Below are 22,871 nucleotides of genomic sequence, written 5' to 3' on the forward strand. Positions count from 1 at the left end.
TATTTTTCCTCTCCCTAATAACGTTCGGTGTATCGGCGCAAAAAAATAAAATGCCTTACAAAGACGCATCTCTTACTATTGAGGAAAGGGTAAATGACCTTTTACCAAGAATGTCATTGGAAGAAAAAGTAGCCCAAATGCGAATTTTCCATGCCAATATCGGTGTTAAATCAGACGAGAAAGGAAATATGGAGCTATCTGAACGGGTAATCGAAAAATTAAAGCTTGGTATTGCGGGAATAAAAAATCCTGGTGAGCACATATCTCCACTAGCAGCCGCTAAACTAAACAACGAACTTCAAAAATATATTATTGAAAGTAATCGTTGGGGAATACCGGCATTGTTCGTGACAGAATCATATAATGGAGTAGATGCAGAAGGTTGTACTAAATTTGGTAGGCCTATTACTTCAGCGGCATCATTTAACCCAGATTTGGTACGTCGTGTTTGGGACGTTGTTGGAAAAGAGGCAAGACTAAGAGGTATGCATATGTGCCATTCACCCGAGGCGGATTTGGTAAGGGATCCTCGTTTTGGAAGAATGTCGGAAGCCTTTGGGGAAGATACCTACTTGACTACACAAATGGTCGTGAACGCCATAAAAGGTGTACAAGGTAACTATGAAGGGTTGGGTAATGGAACACATATTGGTGCTGTAGCAAAACACTTTGCTGGTTATGGTCAAGTTCTAGGTGGATCAAATTTTGCGGCAATAGAAATATCTCCACGTACATTGATAGATGAAATCTACCCTCCTTTTGAAGCAGCGGTAAAAGAAGCCCGAACATTGGGCATAATGGCATCTCATGGAGATTTAAACGGAATTGCAAGTCACGGCAACCCAGAACTACTTACAGGAATACTTAGAGACCAATGGGGTTTTGATGGTTATGTAGTTTCAGACTCTAACGATATAGCCCGACTATATTACTTTATGAAAGTAGCCGAATCTCCAGAAGCGGCTGCTCTATTAGGTTTAGCGGCAGGTATAGATATTGATCTTTATGCTGAAGATTCGTATGCATATTTACCCGAAATGGTAAAAAAGGACCCTAGTATAGAGAAAATGATTGATCGTTCGGTAAAAAGGGTACTTAGAACTAAAATGATTTTAGGTCTTTTTGACAACCCTTATGTAGATATCAAAAAAGTTGAAAAAGAAGTACGTTCACAAGCTTCATTATCATTAGCACAAGAAGCAGATTTAGAATCTATAATTCTCTTAAAGAATGAAGTGAATACATTACCACTTCAAAAAGGAACACAAAAAATAGCATTACTTGGACCTTTATTAAATGAAGGAACCAAAGAAGCTTTTGAGTCGGTTGCAGGCAATAAAGTAACTTTCACTGCAGATAAAGGTTTTGAATTGACCGATCAGAACACAGGTGTACCACAACTTGTACCTACAAGTAAAAGTACACTGGACAAAATGGTAGATATGGCCAAAGCAGCAGATGTTGCCATTCTTTTTTTAGGCGGAGATGAATTCACCTCAAAAGAAGCGTTTTTTAATAATGCCCTCGGAGACCGTTCAACAATTGACCCTGTTGGCGCACAAGATGAATTAATTGAAAAAATAAAAGCTTTAGGCATACCTGTAATTGTGGTTTTAAAGCATAGAAGAACACTTTCAATCAATACAATTTCAGAACAAGCAGATGCAATATTAGACGGATGGGATTTGAGCGAGTTAGGCGATTCATCACTTGCAAAAATAATATTTGGTGAAGTTTCACCATCAGGTAAATCTCCAGTAACCATACCTAGATCAATTGGTCAAATTCCCTTTCACTATAGTATGAAGGAAATTAATAAGAAAAAAGGATATCTATTTCTTGAAGATGGCCCTATTTATCCTTTTGGTCATGGTTTAAGTTATAGCCAGTTTGAGTATGGTGATCTGAACATATCAAACAAAACGATTACCCCGAAAAGTGAAATAAGCGTAAGTACCACAATTACCAATATTGGCAAAATGAAGGCTAAAGAAGTGGTTCAGCTTTATATTAAAGATGATATAGGTACAGTAACACGACCAGATAAAGAATTGAAAGGTTTTCAAAAAATAGAGCTCTTGCCAGGTGAATCTAAAATGGTAACCTTTACCATAACTCCTAAAATGTTAGAATTTACAGGTCTTACTATGGAGAAAATATTAGAAACCGGTGACTATACTATTATGATCGGTTCTTCTTCACAAGAGGTAAAAACAACGAAGTTTAGACTAGAAAAATAGGCATGTACAAACGCTGTATAATAATTAAATTATTAAAAAGGCATACATGTATCGGGCAACTGATGCTAGTAGCTTTTTTATGTTGTTATACGACTGTTATATCTCAGACGGTTGAAAGACCTTCCATTTGGGTAAAACAAGCTGATAAACCTATTGTCCTCAATAAAATTAAGACCAATAGTGAGATTAGCGATTATTATAAAAACTTTACGAAAAGGGTAGAAAATGATCTCAAAGCATACCTAAATAATAAAGAGACCTATCTAAAAAAATTACCTTGGAATTATAATGATGTTAAACCATCAGGTTTTCCTCCTTTACATACTTATGTGAGTTTTGAGGGAAAAGAAAGGGTACAGCAAAATACCATAATGCATTATTTGCAAACCGCAATTGATTGTGGAGTTCTTTATTTTTTAACAGATGATGAACAATATGCAGAATATTCTGGGTCGGTTTTATTTAATATCTCAAAAGGATTATTAGCGCTTCCGGAGCCAAAAGAAAACCATAATGCAGGCTGGTTGTATACAAAAGATCACCTTAGAGAAGCTCGAGAAATTGGTGCTCAACTACCCATTATTTACGATTTCGTATATCAATACTTAAACAACAATGGTAAAGTATATGACTTAGGGCAAACAGCTATGGTGCCCTATAATTTTGAAGATGGTCAAAAAATATTTCGAACCTATGTCGATCTGGCTCTTGAACGCGGTATTATAAATTGTAACTGGCCTATATTAGAATCGCCCAGTCTAGTAGGTAACATTCTTGCATTAGATGACGAGAATGAGCGTAAAAAGCTTCTGCCCTATTTTTTGACTATTAATACAGAACATCAAGATGCATTACAAAAAATTGCAGAACACTATTTAGAGTATAATGGTGACTGGCCAGAAAGTATTAACTATTCTAACGGAGTAAATACGTTCTTGACCTATTTAATGACCTTATTGACAAAGAACGACCCGTCATTACATTTAGGTCAAAAGTATCCTCAAATTCTAGAAGCGCTACCTAAACCGTTTTACATGACCTATCCTAACAAAGAAGAAACCATACTCTTTGGTGACGGTCATCGTAAATACAGTCCTAACTACCATGCTTATGAAACGGCTTATTATTTATCCAAACTAGAAAAACAAGAACAGTTCGTAAATATTTATGGGTCACTTTTAAATAGTAATATAGCCCAAGGCAAATATAAGAGATTTCAATTAGGTGAACGAAGTTATGGTGCAAGGTTTTATAATGAACCTACTAAACTACTTTGGTTCGAACCTAAAATTGAGTGTAGCGTAAAAGATTACCCCTTACCCGTTACCGATGAATTACCTTTTGCCGGAATTTTTTTGCAACGTAACTTAAGTAAAAGTCAAAATGCTGAAGACGACCTTATGGGTTTTGTAGGTGGTGGGCATTATGTTCATGGGCATGCTACAGGTATGTTTATGGAGTTGTACGGAAAAGGTTTTGTTTTAGGCGGCAAGTCAGGTCGAAGTAAATATCGCACCGAAATTCATGAAAATTACTATCGATTATTTGCATCTAATAATACCGTAATCGTTAATGGATCATCTGAAGGAAAAGGTGGTTGGGCAGGTTTAGAAATTAATACCGTTGAAAAAATTGCAGTTGAACCAGCACCTAAAACAGAGGCTATTTCACCTTATAATTCCTTTTCAATAACACGATTTAAAGATGATAAGGGTGACAAAACCGAAGCCCTTCAAGAAAGAACATTAGGTATTGTTAGAACCTCTTCAAAAACTGGATATTATATAGACGTTTTTAGATCAAAATCATCTCTTCCTAATCAGTATCACGACTATATTTATCATAATATAGGAGAATCATTACGTATAGCCTCAGGTAAAAAAGCATTACCCTTATTTTCAGATAAAAATAGGTTTTTGAATTCAAGAGATAAACCATGGACGAATAATAAGAAAGCAAAGCACCCAGGTTGGCATTATTTTGAATCGATCGAAACTTCAAAACCGACATCGAATAATATTACCGCTACGTTCACGGCAAATAAATTAAACCCCGCACCAATAAGAATGAAGGCTTTTATACTTGGTGCAGAAAATCGGGAATATACTTCTGTATTGGCACCACCAACCACAGAAGGACCTAAACCTTATAAATCTGCCAAAACCCCTACACTAGTGATTCGCAAAAAGGACGAAGCATGGCAAAATCCTTTTGCCTTAATATACGAACCCATTAAAGGGAATAATGGAAGTATTACCTCTGTCAAAAAGATTGAACAAGAACACATATTTAAAGGGTTTGAGGTTTACAGTACTGTGGATAAAGCAGATATAAAACAATTAATTCTTATTCAAGACTCAAACAAGGCCACTTTCACCAACAAAGATGTGATATTTACCGGTAGTTATGCAGTTATAACAGCAGATGAAAATAATAATTTACGTACCGTATACATTGGTGAAGGTTCTTACTTAAAGTTTAAGAATACCATTTTAGAATCAAACTCAGGTCAACCTACGGCAGTATTCATTGATTTTAGAAATGATGAAATTAACGTAAAAGCTAAAAGCAGTATAACACTTAAAAGTCGTGACAACAGCGTAAAAACTTATAACTAAAAAGCTATTAATTCTAATTAAACAACTTAAAATGAAAAACAAACAATTCAGAAAAATTACTGCAGTAATAGTACTCTCTATCTTTTACAGTGTAACAATATCTGCACAAAAAAATTTAGACAAAACCAACATAGAACAAGCTATGGTGAAGGCCTTAGAATGGCAAGAGGCACACCCAATATTTGCTTTGGCACCAACAGACTGGACAAACGGTGCTTATTATATTGGCGTTACACGTGCGCACCAAACAACAAATAATCCTATCTTTTTAGCCGCCCTAAAAACAATGGGATATACTAATGACTGGAAACCATTGTACCGTACCCATCATGCAGATGATGTCGCTATTTCATATGCTTACCTTTATGCAAACTCCACTAGAAAAAATCTTGTAGACTTATCTCCCACCAAAGAATTTTTAGACATACACCTCTTTGAACCAAATGCTTGGAAGGACGGTACAGATAAACATGCAGAAAAAAAAATACTATGGTGGTGGTGTGATGCTTTATTTATGGCACCTCCGGTAATTACTCTATATACAAAACAAACAGGTGAACAAAAATATTTAGATGCCATGCATAAATATTACACGGAAACCTATAATAAATTGTATGACGAAGAAGAAAATTTGTTTGCAAGGGATACCCGTTATCAATGGGGTGTAAATAAGAAAGATTTGAAAGAACCTAATGGAAAGAAAATATTCTGGGCCAGAGGAAATGGTTGGGTACTTGGCGGATTAGCTTTAATACTATCTGATATGCCTGAAGATTATGAACACCGAGATTTTTATGTCAACCTATATAAAAAGATGGCGGCCAGAATCAAAGGACTACAACAAGAAGATGGTCTATGGCGTACTAGTTTGCTATCACCCGAATCTTTTAATCATGGTGAAGTTAGCGCCAGTGGATTTTACACCTTTGCGTTGACATGGGGTATAAATAATGGGCTTTTGAATAAAGCAGAATATACGCCTGCAGTAACCAAGGCATGGCAAGCATTAGCTGCTTGCCAACATGAAAATGGCATGGTTGGCTGGGTACAAGATATAGGTGCTGATCCTCAACCTGCCTCGGCGAATAGCTGGCAAAATTATGGTACTGGGGCATTTTTATTGGCTGGTAGTGAAATCTTAAAACTCAAATAAGTTATTTAGATGAACAACAACACTTTAAAAGCTACTTTACTTTTATTAGTGTTCATCATCATTAATGCTTCTGGTCAAAAAAAAGAAAAAAAGGTAGGTGCATTACAAGACGATGTTCCTACTATTTATTCGGCTAAGCCTAGTGGGCTTATAGTTGGTAATGAGCTTACTGTTTACGACTACAAACTGCTCTCTCAAGTAAAACTAGCAATTAGAGAAAAAGATGATGATTTTCTACCTGCTTATAAAGCACTCATCAAAGCGGCAGATAAAGCATTGAACGAAGGTAGTTTTTCGGTGATTACCAAAAAGCAGGTTGCAGTTAGCGGTGATAAGCACGATTATTTAAGTTTAGCACCCTATTGGTGGCCAGACCCTAGTAAAGATGATGGTTTACCTTGGATCAGAAAAGATGGTGAAATCAATCCACTGACAAGAGGTCAAAACGTCGATGAACCTATTAAAGATAAAATGATGGGTAACGTTAAAGTTCTCTCATTGGCATATTTTTTTTCTGGAGACATTAAATACGCCGAAAAAACCAAAGAGCTTCTTAAAGTATGGTTCGTAGACGCAGAGACAAAAATGAATCCCAATTTAAATTATGCACAAGGGGTACCTGGATTAAGTGAAGGAAGATGTTTTGGAATAATAGAGTTTTCAGGAATTACACATATCATCACCGCCATTGAAATTTTAGAATTAGACAATTCATTAGATTCAAGTCTAGGTAATAAACTTAAGGACTGGTTAAACAGTTATCTAAATTGGTTACAAACAAGTGAACTTGGGCAATTGGAAAATTCGAGAAAAAATAATCATGCCACTCTTTATGACGTGCAAGTGGTAGCCTTACTCCTATTTCTAGACAAAACTGACGAAGCAAAAAATGTTTTAACATCGGTAATTGACAAACGAGTTGAAACTCAAATTGAAGCAGATGGCAAGCAAACCCATGAACTTCAACGAACAAAATCATTAACATACAGTATCTTAAATTTAACAGGATTGACAAAACTTGCCTTTTTTGGTAGAAAAGATGGTATTCAAATAGATATATGGAACTACCGATCAAATACCGGCGATATACAAAAAGCTTACCTATACCTATTACCCTTTTTAAACACCCAAAATCAATGGTCTTTTGAGCAATTGGGCAGCATGGATAACGCTGTTAAAAGACTAAAACAAATGTTTAGAAACACAGGTAGCATGTTAAGTATAAACGAGTATTGTAAACTTGGTTTTGACGTTAAGGAAATAGACCATTTAGATTTATTGCTATACCCTTGTAATCGTTAATATATTATTACCAACCATAACAATTATTAAGATGAAACGATTGTCATTTAAAATGAAATTAAAGGCCGGTGCTAAGGAAGAATACACCAAAAGGCACAATGAAATATGGCCAGAACTAAAAGAACTGCTAAAGAAAGCTGGCGTAAGTGAATACTCCATCTTTTTAGATGAAGATACGAACACACTTTTTGCATTTCAAAAAGTGTCAGGCGATGGTGGTTCACAGAATCTAAGCCAAAACCCGATTGTAAAGAAATGGTGGGCATATATGGCAGATCTTATGGATACCAATGCAGATAACTCCCCGGTTTCAAAAGCTTTGGACGAGGTATTTTACATGGAATAAGGACAAACTTTGATAATGACTAGCGAAGGTAAGTTCTAAGCTGTAAGCTTGATGCATTTGGAACAGTCAACTCTTGAGGTAGTTTTTTAAGTATTCCTGTTTCAATATCACGACGAAAAATAACAACATTATCTGTAAATTGATTGGCCACTAAAAGAAATTTTCCAGAAGGATCTATTGCAAAATTTCTTGGGTGCTCACCATAAGTATCTTGATGACCTTTTAACTCTAACTTACCAGTTTTTTCATCAATAGAATAAATAGCTATAGAATCTTCATTTGGACCTCTATTAGAAGCATACAAAAATTTACCGTCTGGTGAAATATGTATATCTGCAGCCCTGTAAATTTCTTGATCGCTCCTATATGTTAAATAATTTTCTATAAAATTTAAATTACCATTTTCATAAGAATATGCGGTAACGCTACCACTTAATTCTGCTATACCGTAAGCAAAAGAACCGTTAGGATGAAAAGTAAAATGTCTAGGACCGCTACCTGGTCTTACCTTTACAAAACCATTGGACACTAAGTTTAATTTACTATCATTTTCTTTCTTAACCTTGAAACTCCAAATTTTATCCGATCCTAAATCTTGGGCAAATACATACTTGCCATCTGGAGAAAAATTAGTAGAGTGTATATGGGCTTCATCTTGTCTTCCCTCTATGATACTGCTGTCTTTGAATGTCACAATTTGATCTAATGGCGCCAAACCTCCACCCCTCTTTATATTGAAAACAGAGAAACTAGCATCAGTATAATTAGAATTTATTAAAAATTTCTCATTCTCATATATTGATAAATGAGCAGGGTTACGTCCTCCGGAATCTTGAGTGTTTATTAACCGTAATTTACCATTTAAAGAATCTACAGCAAAAGCCGCTATCTTACCGTTATTAGGCAATTGACTTTCTAAAACGGAGTACAAATACTTACCGTTTGGCGCAATTTTTAAAAAAGAAGGGTTAATGAGGTTTTGTTCGGAGTTCAATAAACTTAAACCTCCTGTTTCAGTATCCAATTCATAAATATAAATACCAGTACTTGCTATACCTTCGGTAAAACTACCAACGAACAATAAGGTCTTAGTTGAATCTTTTGTACAAGAATTGCCCAGAATTAATAAGAATATTAAATACTTTATATATTTCATAACTTTAATAGTGGGTTAAATAGTGTATCTATTTTCAATTTCTTTAAAGGCATTGACATGTACAAACGAAAAGAAAGAAATATTTAGTTTTTAAAGTATAAAAATGCCATGTTCCATTAGTAGAACACGGCATTTAACTAACTACACAAATAATCATTATTTTACAATACTTAAATAAGTTCCTTTAAAATTCTGATTCATTACCATTACTTTTAAAGTAGTTTTTGTATCATCAGGTTTTATTTCTAAAGACGCTTTACCATTGGCCATACCAATTATTTCACTTCCTGTGGGTGTACCTTGATTTTTTATGCTGCAACCACCTTCTAAAGTTTGAAAATAAACCTTCTCTTCATAATCTAAACACCTTAAACCGTTTTCATCAACGGCAATTGCAGTGACCATGTAATTGCCATCATCTAGTTTTTCGGCCGTTAAATTCAATCCAACGGCCACGTCGTTTTTGATATATCTATAGTTTACCTCAACGGCATCTTCCACAACATTTCCATTTTCATGCTTGGCTACTGCCATGAGTCTATTATCTCCTTCTAAAAATTCTACATTCCAGGTTAAACCTGATGCAGGAAATTTATTGATATCCTTTACTCTTGTACCAAGAGATTTTTCATTATGATACAGGGTGACTTCTTCACAATTGCTAAAAACGCTTATTTCTCTTTTTTTACCTTTTGGACCCTGCCTATCTGTCCAACTATGCGATTCTATATATGCAAATGGTTCTTTTGCCCAATAACTTTTAAATACGTAAAATGCATCTTTAGGGTTACCTGAACGGTCAACTAAACCTTTTTGGTTCATGTACGGAATATCATTCTCTGGTCGTAATGGTGTACCAAAATCTTTGAAAGCCCATTGCGCGTTCCCTACAAAAGTGGAATCTGTCTCAGAAATTCGTAAATGCCAATCAAAAAGATCCACAATATAATTCTCGCTCCAGTCGCCTATTTGAGCAATATTAGCCGCTTTGGTCTGCACAATGGCCTCTTCCCATCCGTCTGAATTTATTACGCCTTCGCCAGTAATGGGGTTTTCTGTATGCCGACCTATATGACTTGAACCACCATATTCTGCATGCAGAAAACTTTTGTACTGAGGCTTGTAAGTATCTATTGCCTTTTGATAACTTTTATAGCTACCCGAATACCACCCAGACCAAATAGAAGGAGAAAATACATCTACAATATTTGCACCTTCATAGTACTTACGTATGGCAGTTTTTCTACTTGGATCCATATTATGAGCAATGGTATTGAGTTCAGTTAAAAATTTGTTCATGTTTTTAGTATTATCACCTTTTTCAAAATCGGGTAACCAATACATTTCATTACCTAAAGACCAAATGATGATGCTTGGGTGGTTATAATTTTGATCGATCATTTCTTTTAACATATCTTTAGTGTTCTTTTGCCAAACCTCTCCACCTAAACCGCCCCGACACCACGGCAACTCATCCCAAACCAACAGACCTAACTCATCACAAGTTTTATATATTTCTGGATCTTGAGGGTAATGTGCCAAGCGAACAAAATTTGCACCCATTTCCTTTATGAGCTCCATATCTTTTCTATGAAGCTCATTAGACATTGCAGCCCCAACACCTGCATGTTCTTCATGTCTATGCGTACCACGTAACAGAACCCTTTTGCCGTTTAAGTAAAAGGGACCATTCTCCTTAAATTCAAACCATCTAAAACCTACTCTTTCAGAAACTTTATCCAATTCTTCATCACCGCACTTTAAATGAACATCAACAGTATATAAATATGGTGAATCAATATCCCAAAGTTTGGGTTTTTGAATGGCGTTAAAGCTGACCGTCATAGAATTCTCCGTAACTTTTTCTAATTCTGAACTTATTATTTTGCCTTCAGGGTTTCTCAAAAAAACATGTAACATTAAATCAGATAAATCTTCATTTACAATTAAAGGCACATCGACAACTAATGTTGCCGATTCTTTAGAAACCCTAGGTGTGGTTAATTTTATTTTACCAATAGATTGCTCTGGTCTAGTTATTAACCAAACGTCTCTTGTAATACCGCCATAAATAAAAAAATCGCTTTTTTGAGAAGGAATAATATCAGGTTCATAGCCATTATCGACCTTTACCATTAATTCATTTTTACCCAATTGAATATAAGGTGTAATATCAATTTCAAAACCTAGATATCCACCTATATGGGCGCCGGCTTCCTCACCGTTTACGTAAACTGTTGTGCTAATATTTGAACCTTCAAAATATAGTAGATATGTATCATTTTTAATTATATCATCTAATACAATGTCTTTTTTATACCAACTTATTGCTCGCCGGTAACCAGGTTCACTATCTAGCACATCTGCGCTGTTCCAAGTATGTGGTAAATCTATTGGCTCCCAATCTAATTGAGCATTGGCAATTTCAATTTCCTCCGTGGAATATTCTAAGTAAGACCAATTATCATTAATGTTCTGTTTTGTTCTTAAACTGATTTCATCAACTTTTGGAGTACATTTTATGCATAAAATAACGCATAAAAAAAAGCTATAATTCAATTTCATTTTCAAGCTATTAATTATAGTCATCCATAATTTTGCCATTTGAAATAATTATTTTAATGGTTTTATTTGGTTGAACCACTTCAGGTTTAGTGATTTTTACAAAAATCTAAAATCAACTCTTCCTCTTATTTTATCCTTTTTTTTTCCTCAATAACGCCTCTAAAAAATAGTAATCCCCATATACGATAGGCTCATCCATTTCGTCATTTTTCGGCCAATTACCAGTACTATGTTTTAGAATAAATGGCGCATTAATCGATGCATTAAGTATATACTCTTCTGTTTGAAGATTATTTAAAACTTTATCAGCATAAGCTAAATATTTTGGGTCATTAACATAATTGTTTAATTCATAAAATGCAGATGCAATTACTGTAGCTGCAGAAACATCTCTAACCGCATTTGGTATTGCCGGATCATCAAAATCCCAGTAAGGAATACCATCACTCCTTAAATTTGGGTGATTTAAGTAAAAGGAGGCACTAACTTTTGCCTGCTCTAAATATTTTATGTCCTTGGTATATCTATAACACATAGTATAGCCATAAATACCCCAGGCCTGTCCCCTAGCCCAAGCAGAATTTGCATTATAACCTTGATGTGTAACCTTATCTTTTGTATTTCCTGTAATGGTATCATATACCACTACATGATAACTACTACCATCTTCTCTAAAATGATTTTCTAATGCTGTATTTGCATGAGAAACCGCAATTTTATGATAAGTGCTGTCACCAGAAATTTTAGTTGCTTCAAACAACAATTCTAGATTCATCATATTATCTATAATAACCGGAAATTCCCATGTATCCCTATTAAAATCCCAAGATCTTAAACTACCAACATTTTTATTGAATCTAGAACTTAAAGTGTTTGCAGCGTCAATGATTACTTGCTCATAATGTGCATTGGGTGCTACTTTGAGACCTTCGCCAAAACTTGAAAAAATTTTGAAACCCATGTCGTGTGTACCCCCATTTAATTTCTCTTTTTCCATAAATACCGTCCACGCTTTTGCCTTTTTCATGTATTCTGAATTATTGGTAAGTAGATACAAATGCCATAAATTACCTGGAAAAAACCCACTAGTCCAATCTTTAGATGGCACTTTGCGAACTTTTTTAGTCTTTAAATTATAGTTTCTAGGAAAACCTACAGAATCTAAAGGATACGCTAACAATTTGGTGTAGCGTAGCTGCAATAAGGAGTCAATTGACACCGTAGTAGTTTCCTTTTGTTCTTTTTTATTTGGTTTACATGCGCTGACGAGGAAAAAGAAACCAAAAATTAAGATAATATAACTAATTCTATTCATTTATCTCTTTTTAAACAAACTCCTTTGATAACCTCAATTAATTAAAAATGAATTTCAAAGGAGTTTTGATAGTATTTAATATCCTGGATTATTAGGTGCTAAATTTGGATTTCTGTCCAACTCATCAAAAGGCAGTGGAAACAGGTAATCTCTATTGGGGTCAAAGTTAGGTTGAGGCTCTAAACCGCTTGCCCCAAAAACCTCAGGTCCAATTTGTCTTCTTTTAATATCGTACCATCTTTTGAACTCAAAAGCAAGCTCCCATTTTCTTTCTTCAAGTACCAGATCCCTAAAATCTGTTTGTGAAATACCTCCTGTAATATTCTCTGGATATTCAGAGCCATTACCAGACCTTGCTCTTTCACGTATACGATTTACGTAGCCTGCAGCTTCCGCTGAACCCGGGCTTACTTCATTTAAAGCCTCAGCAGCTATTAAAAGTACCTCTGCATAACGCATTAGACCATAATTTAAGCTAGAAGCTCTACCATTACCTGTTCCCGTAGGACCTATAGCCCTTGTATACTTAGCAATATAGGCGCTTGGTATATTTCTAGAATCAAATTCAGGAAATCTTGTAAAAGGTTCGATTACACCTCCAAAAATACCTGTAGTGTCTAAACTAACAGCCTTACGGTAATCTCTACCATCCCAAGTATTGTATACTTCTAAAGAAGGTACTGCCACAGACCAACCACCACCAATATCACCTCTTTCATTACCCCTAATACCTGTTAACGCAGGAGTGTAATCTCTACCTGTATTTCCATTACTAAAACCATTAAAATCCAAACTCAATAAAAACTCGTTAGTACTTGATTGCTTGCTATGATCAAAAAGATCTTGAAAATCGACAGCTAAACCTATTTGAAACTTCGCTTCATTATCTATTACAAATTTTGCTTGATCATACGATTTTTGGTATTCACCCAATGTTAGGTAAACTGAAGCCAAAAAGCCAGCTGCAGTTGCCTTTGTAGGGTATGCAGATGAAGGCTGTGTTTCTGGTAGCGTTGATAATGCTTGCTCTAAATCATCAATAATATTGGCATAAACCTCATCAACAGAAGATTTAGTTATTTGTTTCGCTTCTTCAATATCATTGACAGGTGTGTCTAGGTAAGGTATTGCCCCAAACAATCTTACTAAATGATAATATGTATAAGCTCTAAAAAAGTATGCTTGACCGGTTATTGGGTCTATTTGATCAGGTTCAGCGTCAATTAAAGCTGCACCGGAAATGGCTTCGTTAGTACCTGCAATTACTTGATATGCCTTTGGCCAAAGGGCTGTTACCATACCGTTATCAGGTCCCATAGAAAAGTTATCCACTTCTTGTCTACGCCCAGGGGTACCAGCGTCGCCTATTGTGGTCATATCGCTTCGTAACATAATAGGTAATGATAATTTTCGTCCCCAATATGCTTCTGTAGCCATGTTGCCAATAGCACCATTTATTAAAGTCTGTATATCCTGTGGGGAATTTACGAGGCCGTCTGGTGAAAGTCTACCTACAGGTACTTCTTCCAAATCTGAACAACTTATAAATATGGCAACTAAGAGTAGTCCTAAATATTTAATATTTTTCATAATTTTTTTCTTTAGAATTTTAAGTTTACTGATATCGTATAAGATTTTATGTTAGGGTAACTACCATAATCGAACCCTCTATTCGTATTACTGTTTTGGTTACCGCTACTTCTATAACTAGCTTCGGGATCCGTACCTGGAAAGTCTGTAAACGTTAGCAAATTTTGTCCACTAAGACTTAGTCTAATACCATTCATTCCAATTTTATTAGCGACATCAAACGGAATATTATATCCAAGTGACAGGTTTTTTAATCGTACATAACTACCATCGTAAACAAAACGATCTGTGATACGTTTTTCTCGAACTGCCGCAGAAGGAATATTAGTATTGGTATTAGACGGGGTCCATGCATTTAAAACATCTGTGGTTGCATTAGACTCGCCAGAAGCCAGCTCTAAGAAAGTATAACTAAAAATGTCACCGCCTACCGAAGCCTGAAAGAAAACATTTAAATCAAAGTCTTTATACCTAAAGCTATTGTTAAGACCTGCCTGCCAGTCTGGGTTGGGGTCGCCAATAATTTTACGATCATCACCATCAATTACACCATCATCATTTAAATCTGAAAACAATTCGTCACCGGCAACAGCGTTTGGATATCCGGCCGTACCTGCCTCAGGCGTACCTTGATTTACTCCTCTATACTCATAGCCCCAAAATACGCCTACAGGTTCTCCTTCTCTTAATAGGTGCGTTTCATCTTGCAAGAATGATCCTGGCGAAGAATCTAAAAATATGTCTTGACCATCAACTAAAGCTACAACTTCGTTTCTATTGCGCGACCAATTAAAATCTGTAGACCAAGAAAAATTCTCTTTTACGATATTTTTGGTATTCAAAGTAATTTCAAAACCTTTGTTATTGATTTCACCAATATTGCGTAAAGAGGTTAAATTTGCAAAACCTATATATTCTGGAGCAGAGGAATCTCCCAATATCAAATCTTTTGTATCTATGGTATAGTAATCCAAGGTTAGCCCAATTCTATCGTTAATTAGACCTAAATCTAACCCCAGGTTGGTTTGATATGATGTTTCCCATTTTAAATTAGGATTCGCCAATTGCTCAGGAACCACAGCATTTACGACCTGATCGCCAACATTAGAGTAAATACTTTCAAAATTTGCTAAGGATTGGTAAGGTGAAATAGCCGGGTTACCGGTTACACCATAACTAGCACGTAACTTTAAATTAGAAATTGTTTCACTATCCTTTAAAAACTGCTCGTTAGAAATTCTCCAACCAAGAGCTCCTGAAGGGAAAAAAGCATATTTATTATTTTTTGAAAAATTAGAAGCACCGTCTCGTCTAGCTGTAAAAGTCACTAAATAACGATCATCATATTCATAATTAAACCTACCGAACTGAGAAATGATCTCTTGTTCTGTCAAAGAAGAAAACGGAGTTTGTATATCTGAGCCAGCACCTAAATTAAAATAGCTTAAACTATTACTGATAAAATTTTGTGCCGCTGCCCCATAAGATTCACTTCTAGACTTTTGATATGAATACCCTAACAATGCCGTCAAATTACCTTTGCCGATCTCTTTGGTATACGTCAAATAGTTTTCAGAAAGAATATTAGTACCCTTTAAAGACTCTACACTACCAATACCACCTTGAACACTTGCCTGCCCTACTAAGGTAGAAGGTAAAAATCTACCTCTTGTTCTATTCTCAGAACTAAACCCAAAAGTCGTTTTAAAAGACAGACCGTCTAAAATAGTGTAATCAGCATAGAAATTAGCTCTGTAATCATCGGTTTTAGTTTCATCAATGGATTCTGTAGCTATCGCAAAAGGGTTATCGAACTGATCACCAACCGGATTTGTGGTGTTAACACCGTTTTCATCTTGCACCGGTGTATCTGGTGCAAAACGATAAGCTGTAGAAATCACATCTCCACCCCCACTACCGCCGCTACCTGCTTGGCTTTGAACACCATCTTTTGTACCTCTATTAGCATAAGCGTTAAAACCAAGTTTTAACTTTTCAGTAGCCTGTACATCAATATTACTTAAAAATGAAAAACGTTCGAATCCAGAATTGATTACAACCCCATTTTGATTGAAATAATTACCAGATACATAATAATTGATTTTTTCAGAGCCACCAGAGAACGAAAGTTGATGATTTGCAACTGTACCAGTTCTATATATTAAATCTTGCCAATCTGTCTCGGCATTACCTTGTACATATGTAGGGTTAATTACTTGACGGTAAGCACCGAATTGCGATGCATTTAACAAGTCTAATCGGCTGGAAACACTTTGTGAAGAGTAACTACTATTCAATTCTATCTGCATTTTACCGCTACGCCCCTTCTTAGTGGTTACCAATATAACTCCGTTAGCACCCCTAGATCCATAAATAGCCGTTGCAGAAGCATCTTTCAGAACCTCTATAGATTCTATATCAGTAGGTTGCGGTAAAGAACCTCCTACAAAACCATCTACAACCACAAGCGCCGCACTACTTGCACCAATTGAGGTATTACCTCTAATACTTACATTAATGGGTGCACCTGGTTCACCACCATTGTTTGACTGAACCGCTACCCCGGCAGCCCTTCCTTGTAATGCTTGTTCTGCATTTAATACGGGGAAAGCTGCAAGTTCTTCTGCCTTAACCGAAGAAACCGAACCGGTAATATCACTTTTCTTTTGTGATCCATAACCAACCACTACCACTTCTTCTAGTTGACTGGCATCTTCAACAAGAATTACATTTAATACCTTTTCACCATTTAGTGTAATTGCTTTTTTGGCATAACCTATAGATGAGAACTCTAAAACATCACCCTTTTTAACAGTTATTGAATAATTACCGTCAAAATCGGTAGAAGTTCCTGTAGTTGTATTTTTAATTACAACGCTGGCTCCAGGTACGGGAAAATTTTGTTCATCTGTTACCGTACCGGATAAATTATAACTGTCTTGGGCGAAACCTAAGCTAGTTATGATCAAGAAACTACTAAAAAGTAGCATTTTGATCCATTTTGTTTTTTCATGTGTTAACATAAGTTCTATTTTTTGAGTTTTGTTGATAATTAATTCATCAGATTTCTTGTTTCAATAACATTAATAAAATGGAATACTAATTATTGAAATAGAATATCTTCTTGTTTTCAAAACTATGTATATATCCGATGAAAATAATCCAAAAATAGGGGGTCAAAAATACATATTCACTTAAAAAACCCTTGTAAATACTAGCATTTAATCTAAATCAAATAAATTTTCTGAGAATTTAGCAATATATGCAGAAGGACTTAAACCGTATTTTTTTTGGAAGCACTTACTAAAGTATTTCGGATTTTTATATCCGACCATATAACTTATTTCAGATATATTTAAACTTCCTTTCTCCAATAACTGAGCAGCACGTTTCATTCTAATTTCTTGAATGAATTCATTGGGCGTGAAATTAGTCCAAGCTTTTATTTTTGTAAATAATAAGGTTCTACTAATACCAAGTTCGGTACTAAAGGTTATGATATCAAATTGATCGTTTGAAATATTCTCTTCGACAATAAAAAGAGCTTTCTTAAGTAATTGCTCATCTAAAGTAGAAATGGCGATATCATTGGGGGCAAAATTCTGATCCACAGCAAATTTAGATCTCATTCTACTTGAAGAATCAATTAAATTTTTTACCCTTAATTTAAATTCTTTAACATTAAAAGGTTTACTTATATAATCATCTGCCCCACTTTCCAGACCTTCATATTTATATAACAAAGAGGTTCTAGAGGTTAATAACACTACTGGAATATGACTGGTCTTTATGTTTTCCTTAATTTTAGCACATAGTTCTGTACCTACCATTTCTGGCATGATTACGTCTGAAATAATTAATGAGGGTACATATTTCAATGCGGTGACCATAGCTTCTTTACCATTATTTGCTTCAAGAATGTTATAAGAATCCTTCAATAAGTCTTTAATAAACCTTCTAAGTGGTACATTGTCTTCTACCACTAGTACAACATCACGCTCCTTATCAAAGACTACTGTTTCTGTATTAAGAAAAGACTTCTCCAATAATGTATCTGTCAATTGCGAAGTATACAGACCTACATCATCACTAAACTTAAAATCTTGAATTATTTCTTCATCAAGAATATGGGCACTTCCTAATTTAAGTTCTACAACAAAAACACTACCGCTATTTTTTCCATTATGGACAGAAATATAACCCTTATGAAGTTCAACAATACTTTTTGCTATAGATAGCCCTATACCGGTACCTGTGCCTTGAACAGAATCGGCAGAAACATATTCTGGCACTTCAAAAAAGCGTTCAAAAACTTTACTTTTATACTTTTGAGGTATACCCGGACCCGAATCAATTACCTTAATTATTACAGATTGTTTTTCTTTTTTAACTACTACTTTTATAGAACCATTGACCGGAGTGTATTTAAATGCATTTGAAATAAGATTATAAAATACCTGCTCTAGCTTAGACCTATCATAGTAAACCAATATCTCATCATTACTTGTTTCAAAAGAATATTGGTAATTATTAACTTTTGCGAATTCTGAGAATGACAAGTATATTTCCCTTAAGAATTTTACTAAATTACCTTCTGCCGCTTCAAGCGTAAAGTTTTTATGTTCTAGCTTTCTAAAATCCATTAATCTATTGATCAACTGTAATAAATGATTCGCATTACTTTCAATGACCAGAAGTTTTTTGTAAACAACTCTACTACCCTTATAATTTTCTAGCAACTGCTGTAATGGACCTGTAATTAGGGTTAAAGGAGTTCTAAATTCATGCGATATATTTGTAAAAAATCGCAGTTTGGCATCGTTGACCTCTTGGTTTCTTTCGTTTTCTAAATGCTCTAATTGTAATTTATGCTTAAGCTTGGTTTTTGATCTAATAATATTATAGAGTCCAAACAACCCCATAACTATAAGTAAGGTATAAAGAAAAAGCGCCCAACTACTTAACCATGGCGCCGGTTTTACCAAAATAACCAACGATGTTGGCGTAACATTCCATAGTGTGTCATTATTAGCGCCTTTTACCTCAAAAATATATTTACCCGGTTTTTGTATGGTATAGTTAGCCCTGGTACGATCGGTAATTACCCAATTATCGTCTAAACCTACCAAACGGTATTGGTATTGATTACTATCTGGATTTATAAAATTGGGTATAGAATAGTCTATCGAAAAATTTGCTTTGTCGTATTCAAGAACTATCTCTTTTGTATAGGGCATGCTTTGAGTTAAAACCCCATTTTCCCCATCTACAGAAATAGAATTATTTTTAACCTTTAAATCTGTCAAAATAACTTGCGGAGCGTAATTATTTCTGGCTAATTTACTTGCATCAAAATAAGATACACCTTCTGCCCCTCCAAAATAAAATTTTGTTTTATCAATCTTTAAAGCAGCACCACTACTAAACTCATTACCAACAAGGCCATCCTTCTTAGTGTAGACCACAAAAGTATCTTCTGGCACATTATACTTTAATATCCCTTGGTTACTACTCATTAATAAGGTATTATCGGTACCTTCTAGAATAGAATAAATTGAAGTTATTTGATTATTGAAATCAAGCTTTATATTTTTAAATTTTCTACCATCATATCGGTAAAGCCCCTTGGCCCTGATACCAACCCATATGACACCATTACTATCTTGAAAAACAAAAAGAATATCATCGCCCGAATCGGTTTCTGGATCGTAAAAAAACCTAGTAACATTGGCATTGGAATAACCTTGTTCAGAAAGAGGTAAAAGATTAAGACCGCTTTGGGTACCAATCCAAATATTTGAATTTTTATCTACCAATAAACTTCTGACCCGATCACTGGATAAACTATTTTTTTCACCAGAAAAATGTACAAATTCAACTATAGATTTACTTTTGGTGTTGTACTTGATTACACCCTGCCCAAATGTACCTAACCAAACATCATTATTAATACCTGTTTTAATAGCGTATACACCTGCTTGATCAAGTAATTTATTCAACTGGTCTGACACCAAATTGTTCTTAAATCTTTTGGTTTTTATATTATAGGTTTTAATTCCTTTATTAAAGGTTCCTATCCACAAATCTGTTTCATCTAGCATTAGTGATTTTATATTATCACTCTGCAACATATTTGAACTTACAGTATTTATATAATCTGTTTGGTTTTGTTTTTCATTAAAAATAGTTAGCCCACCACCTTCAGTACCAAAATATATATTCCCATTATTGTCATTTACTATAGAGCTTACAACTTTATGTCCTAGTCGTTTTTTTCCAAAATTTTCAGTGTAATTAATAAAATTGGCATTAGAAATATCCCAAATATCTACGCCGCCATAATAAGAACCTACCCAAATAGAACCCTTTCTATCTTTATAAATGGATTTAATATAATTATGGCTTAAACTATTTTTATCAGATGGTTCATATGTAATGGACTTAGCATTATCATCTTTATCGAAAATTGTTATTCCATTAGAACTTCCTACCCATAGCATTCCATTATCACCAGATCTAACAGCTCTTACATCCTTGTTTTCATAAATTGTTTTACTAGTTAAAAAACGTTCTGAAATCAAATCAAATTTTAACAAGCCCATATTTTTTGTGGCAATACAAATAGTATTTTCATCGCAAGCTGAAATATCTTGAACAAAAGGATCTTTATCATTACCAGGTGGTCTAAAAACGGTAAAATCAAATTTATGGTCTTTTGATGCCTTTACTTCACATAATCCTTTTGAAGTACCTAGCCATACTGTTCCGTTCTTCGCCTCTATTATACTTAGAACATAATTAGAAGGCAACCCACTACTATTCTTGGAATTTTCTGCATAAATATTAGTAAATCTATCATTGATTTTGTCATAAATAGAAACTCCATTTGATGTGCCTATCCAAATTTTACCATCAGAAAGTTCTTCTATGTCCCATACCGTATTATTACTAAGTGATGTTTTATCATTGAAATGATAAAATTGTTTAAATGAATCTTTAACAGGATCATATCTATTTAAACCGTTATAAGTACCTACCCATATGTACCCATCACTATCTTCTTTTATTGCAAGTATATCACTATTGCTAATAGAGGTACTATCATAAGCAACATTTCTATATATTTTAAATTCATTACCATCATAAAGATTAAGACCATCTCTAGTACCTAACCACATACGCCCTAATTTATCTTGCTCTATTGCTATTACAGAACTTTGTGATAAACCATCAGAGGTAGTTAAGTGTTTGAACTGATATGTGTTTTTTTCTAATTGGGCAATACATAAACAAGGCAACACAAAAAAGAACCATTTAAAAATCTTATCCATCATATTACTAAAAATGCACACTCAATTTAGAACTTAGGTTTAAAGAACAAGTTTTAGGATACTTAGTAATTATTGGCACCCTTTTAAAAATTTGGCTTATTAATGTAATAAACCAAAATTTAATCTTAATCTTTTTATTAAAAACTCACATATCTTTTCCTCAAATTTATATAAAAACAAATATTCATTTTAAATGTAAAAGAATGTAATGTTATCTGTATTAAACAAGATACTACAGGATGCATAAAATAAAAGTATCGAGTAGTCTTGTAATATTCAAAATGAACGAATGAACCCCTTAAAATGTACTATTGTTCAAGTAAGTCACTAGTTCGTTTAAATTAAAATTTTAAAATTTGAGAAAAGTGTCAATATTACTAAAACAGCACTTACAAAAACAAAATAACAAAGCGTAATGATTAAAAAGGTAGTAGTATTAACAGGTGCAGGCGGAGTTCTATGTAGCACTTTGGCAAAAGCTCTTTCTAAAGAAAATTATAAAATTGCTGTATTGGACCTAAGCAAAGATGCTGCTGAAAAAGTGGCAGAAGAAATCAATAAAACAGGTGGCGAAGCTATAGGTGTAGTAGCCAACGTTCTTGATAAAGAATCATTGCAAAACGCAAAAAAAGAAGTGAACAACTCATTAGGCGCTTGTGATATTCTGATTAATGGTGCTGGTGGAAATCATCCATTAGGTACAACCAGTAAGTCTTATCTAGAAGAAGAAGATTTAAACAATACTACCGAAGGTTTTAAAACTTTCTTTAATCTAGAAACCTCGGGCATAGAATTTACATTCAATCTTAATTTTATAGGTACATTATTGCCTACACAGGTATTTGCCCAAGACATGATCGGTCGTAAAGGATGTAGCATACTTAACATATCATCTATGAACGCTTTTACACCTTTAACAAAAATACCTGCATATAGTGGTGCAAAGGCTGCTGTTTCAAATTTTACACAATGGCTTGCAGTACATTTTTCTAAAGTAGGCATTCGAGTTAATGCTTTAGCTCCCGGTTTTTTTCTAACCGATCAAAACAGATCATTGTTAACCCAAAATGACGGCTCTTTAACGGCAAGAGGAAATATTATTATTGAGCAAACACCTATGGGGCGTTTTGGAGAACCAGATGACTTAGTGGGAACTACATTATGGTTATGTGGTGATTACGCTGCTTTTGTAACAGGTATAGTTGTACCAATAGATGGTGGGTTTAGCGCTTTTAGCGGAGTATAATAACAAAGA

General features: G+C 34.6%; 12 protein-coding genes. 6 read left to right on the forward strand and 6 right to left on the reverse strand.

Translation table 11 applies throughout. From position 1 onward, the window contains the following. Positions 1-50 precede the first annotated feature (50 nt). From SJY30_RS09170 to rhaM, 5 genes are all read left to right on the forward strand, one after another. Positions 51-2,240, forward strand: a complete 2,190-nt coding sequence (locus SJY30_RS09170) for a glycoside hydrolase family 3 N-terminal domain-containing protein (protein WP_396635247.1) — start codon at positions 51-53, stop codon at positions 2,238-2,240. A 62-nt stretch (positions 2,241-2,302) separates the two neighbouring features. Continuing rightward, positions 2,303-4,858 (forward strand): hypothetical protein, encoded by a 2,556-nt coding sequence (locus SJY30_RS09175; protein ID WP_396635248.1) that lies wholly within the window; start codon positions 2,303-2,305, stop codon positions 4,856-4,858. 31 nt (positions 4,859-4,889) lie between these two features. After that, a complete protein-coding gene (locus SJY30_RS09180) occupies positions 4,890-6,011 on the forward strand; it encodes a glycoside hydrolase family 105 protein (RefSeq protein ID WP_396635249.1) in 1,122 nt (373 codons plus the stop codon). A 9-nt stretch (positions 6,012-6,020) separates the two neighbouring features. Continuing rightward, the gene (locus SJY30_RS09185) at positions 6,021-7,313 is read left to right on the forward strand and encodes an alginate lyase family protein (protein ID WP_396635250.1); all 1,293 of its coding nucleotides are present in this window, start codon (positions 6,021-6,023) and stop codon (positions 7,311-7,313) included. A 31-nt stretch (positions 7,314-7,344) separates the two neighbouring features. Then, positions 7,345-7,659: an L-rhamnose mutarotase gene (gene rhaM / locus SJY30_RS09190; RefSeq protein ID WP_396635251.1), complete on the forward strand. Its 315-nt coding sequence runs from the start codon at positions 7,345-7,347 to the stop codon at positions 7,657-7,659. 19 nt (positions 7,660-7,678) lie between these two features. Here rhaM and SJY30_RS09195 read toward each other — a convergent pair whose 3' ends face one another. The 6 genes from SJY30_RS09195 to SJY30_RS09220 all read right to left on the reverse strand — a co-directional run bounded on the left by SJY30_RS09195 (position 7,679) and on the right by SJY30_RS09220 (position 21,616). Beyond that, on the reverse strand, positions 7,679-8,815 hold the full coding sequence (locus tag SJY30_RS09195) for a lactonase family protein (RefSeq protein WP_396635252.1): 1,137 nt from the start codon (positions 8,813-8,815) through the stop codon (positions 7,679-7,681). 156 nt (positions 8,816-8,971) lie between these two features. Further along, positions 8,972-11,380, reverse strand: a complete 2,409-nt coding sequence (locus SJY30_RS09200) for a glycoside hydrolase family 2 protein (protein ID WP_396635253.1) — start codon at positions 11,378-11,380, stop codon at positions 8,972-8,974. A gap of 130 nt (positions 11,381-11,510) precedes the next feature. After that, positions 11,511-12,695: a glycoside hydrolase family 88 protein gene (locus SJY30_RS09205; protein WP_396635254.1), complete on the reverse strand. Its 1,185-nt coding sequence runs from the start codon at positions 12,693-12,695 to the stop codon at positions 11,511-11,513. 75 nt (positions 12,696-12,770) lie between these two features. Beyond that, the gene (locus SJY30_RS09210) at positions 12,771-14,285 is read right to left on the reverse strand and encodes a RagB/SusD family nutrient uptake outer membrane protein (protein WP_396635255.1); all 1,515 of its coding nucleotides are present in this window, start codon (positions 14,283-14,285) and stop codon (positions 12,771-12,773) included. Positions 14,286-14,296: 11 nt separating this feature from the next. Then, positions 14,297-17,308 (reverse strand): SusC/RagA family TonB-linked outer membrane protein, encoded by a 3,012-nt coding sequence (locus SJY30_RS09215; protein ID WP_396635256.1) that lies wholly within the window; start codon positions 17,306-17,308, stop codon positions 14,297-14,299. 198 nt (positions 17,309-17,506) lie between these two features. Beyond that, positions 17,507-21,616 carry a two-component regulator propeller domain-containing protein gene (locus SJY30_RS09220; protein WP_396635257.1) on the reverse strand — a complete coding sequence of 1,370 codons (4,110 nt, stop codon included), beginning with the start codon at positions 21,614-21,616 and terminating at the stop codon, positions 17,507-17,509. 415 nt (positions 21,617-22,031) lie between these two features. Between SJY30_RS09220 and SJY30_RS09225 the strand changes: the two genes are divergently transcribed. Next, entirely contained in the window at positions 22,032-22,862 is an 831-nt protein-coding gene (locus SJY30_RS09225) for an SDR family oxidoreductase (protein ID WP_396635258.1), read from the forward strand. The last annotated feature ends 9 nt before the right edge of the window (positions 22,863-22,871 follow it).

The sequence above is a fragment of the Maribacter sp. R86514 genome (assembly GCF_044597005.1).
In the GTDB taxonomy this organism is placed as follows: domain Bacteria; phylum Bacteroidota; class Bacteroidia; order Flavobacteriales; family Flavobacteriaceae; genus Maribacter.

What these genes read in the sequence shown, in the direction of transcription:
- SJY30_RS09170 (WP_396635247.1), top strand. Translation starts at nt 51, where the DNA reads ATGCCTTACAAAGACGCATCTCTTACTATTGAGGAAAGGGTAAATGAC.
- SJY30_RS09175 (WP_396635248.1), top strand. Translation starts at nt 2,303, where the DNA reads ATGCTAGTAGCTTTTTTATGTTGTTATACGACTGTTATATCTCAGACG.
- SJY30_RS09180 (WP_396635249.1), top strand. Translation starts at nt 4,890, where the DNA reads ATGAAAAACAAACAATTCAGAAAAATTACTGCAGTAATAGTACTCTCT.
- SJY30_RS09185 (WP_396635250.1), top strand. Translation starts at nt 6,021, where the DNA reads ATGAACAACAACACTTTAAAAGCTACTTTACTTTTATTAGTGTTCATC.
- rhaM (WP_396635251.1), top strand. Translation starts at nt 7,345, where the DNA reads ATGAAACGATTGTCATTTAAAATGAAATTAAAGGCCGGTGCTAAGGAA.
- SJY30_RS09195 (WP_396635252.1), bottom strand. Translation starts at nt 8,815, where the DNA reads ATGAAATATATAAAGTATTTAATATTCTTATTAATTCTGGGCAATTCT.
- SJY30_RS09200 (WP_396635253.1), bottom strand. Translation starts at nt 11,380, where the DNA reads ATGAAATTGAATTATAGCTTTTTTTTATGCGTTATTTTATGCATAAAA.
- SJY30_RS09205 (WP_396635254.1), bottom strand. Translation starts at nt 12,695, where the DNA reads ATGAATAGAATTAGTTATATTATCTTAATTTTTGGTTTCTTTTTCCTC.
- SJY30_RS09210 (WP_396635255.1), bottom strand. Translation starts at nt 14,285, where the DNA reads ATGAAAAATATTAAATATTTAGGACTACTCTTAGTTGCCATATTTATA.
- SJY30_RS09215 (WP_396635256.1), bottom strand. Translation starts at nt 17,308, where the DNA reads ATGTTAACACATGAAAAAACAAAATGGATCAAAATGCTACTTTTTAGT.
- SJY30_RS09220 (WP_396635257.1), bottom strand. Translation starts at nt 21,616, where the DNA reads ATGGATAAGATTTTTAAATGGTTCTTTTTTGTGTTGCCTTGTTTATGT.
- SJY30_RS09225 (WP_396635258.1), top strand. Translation starts at nt 22,032, where the DNA reads ATGATTAAAAAGGTAGTAGTATTAACAGGTGCAGGCGGAGTTCTATGT.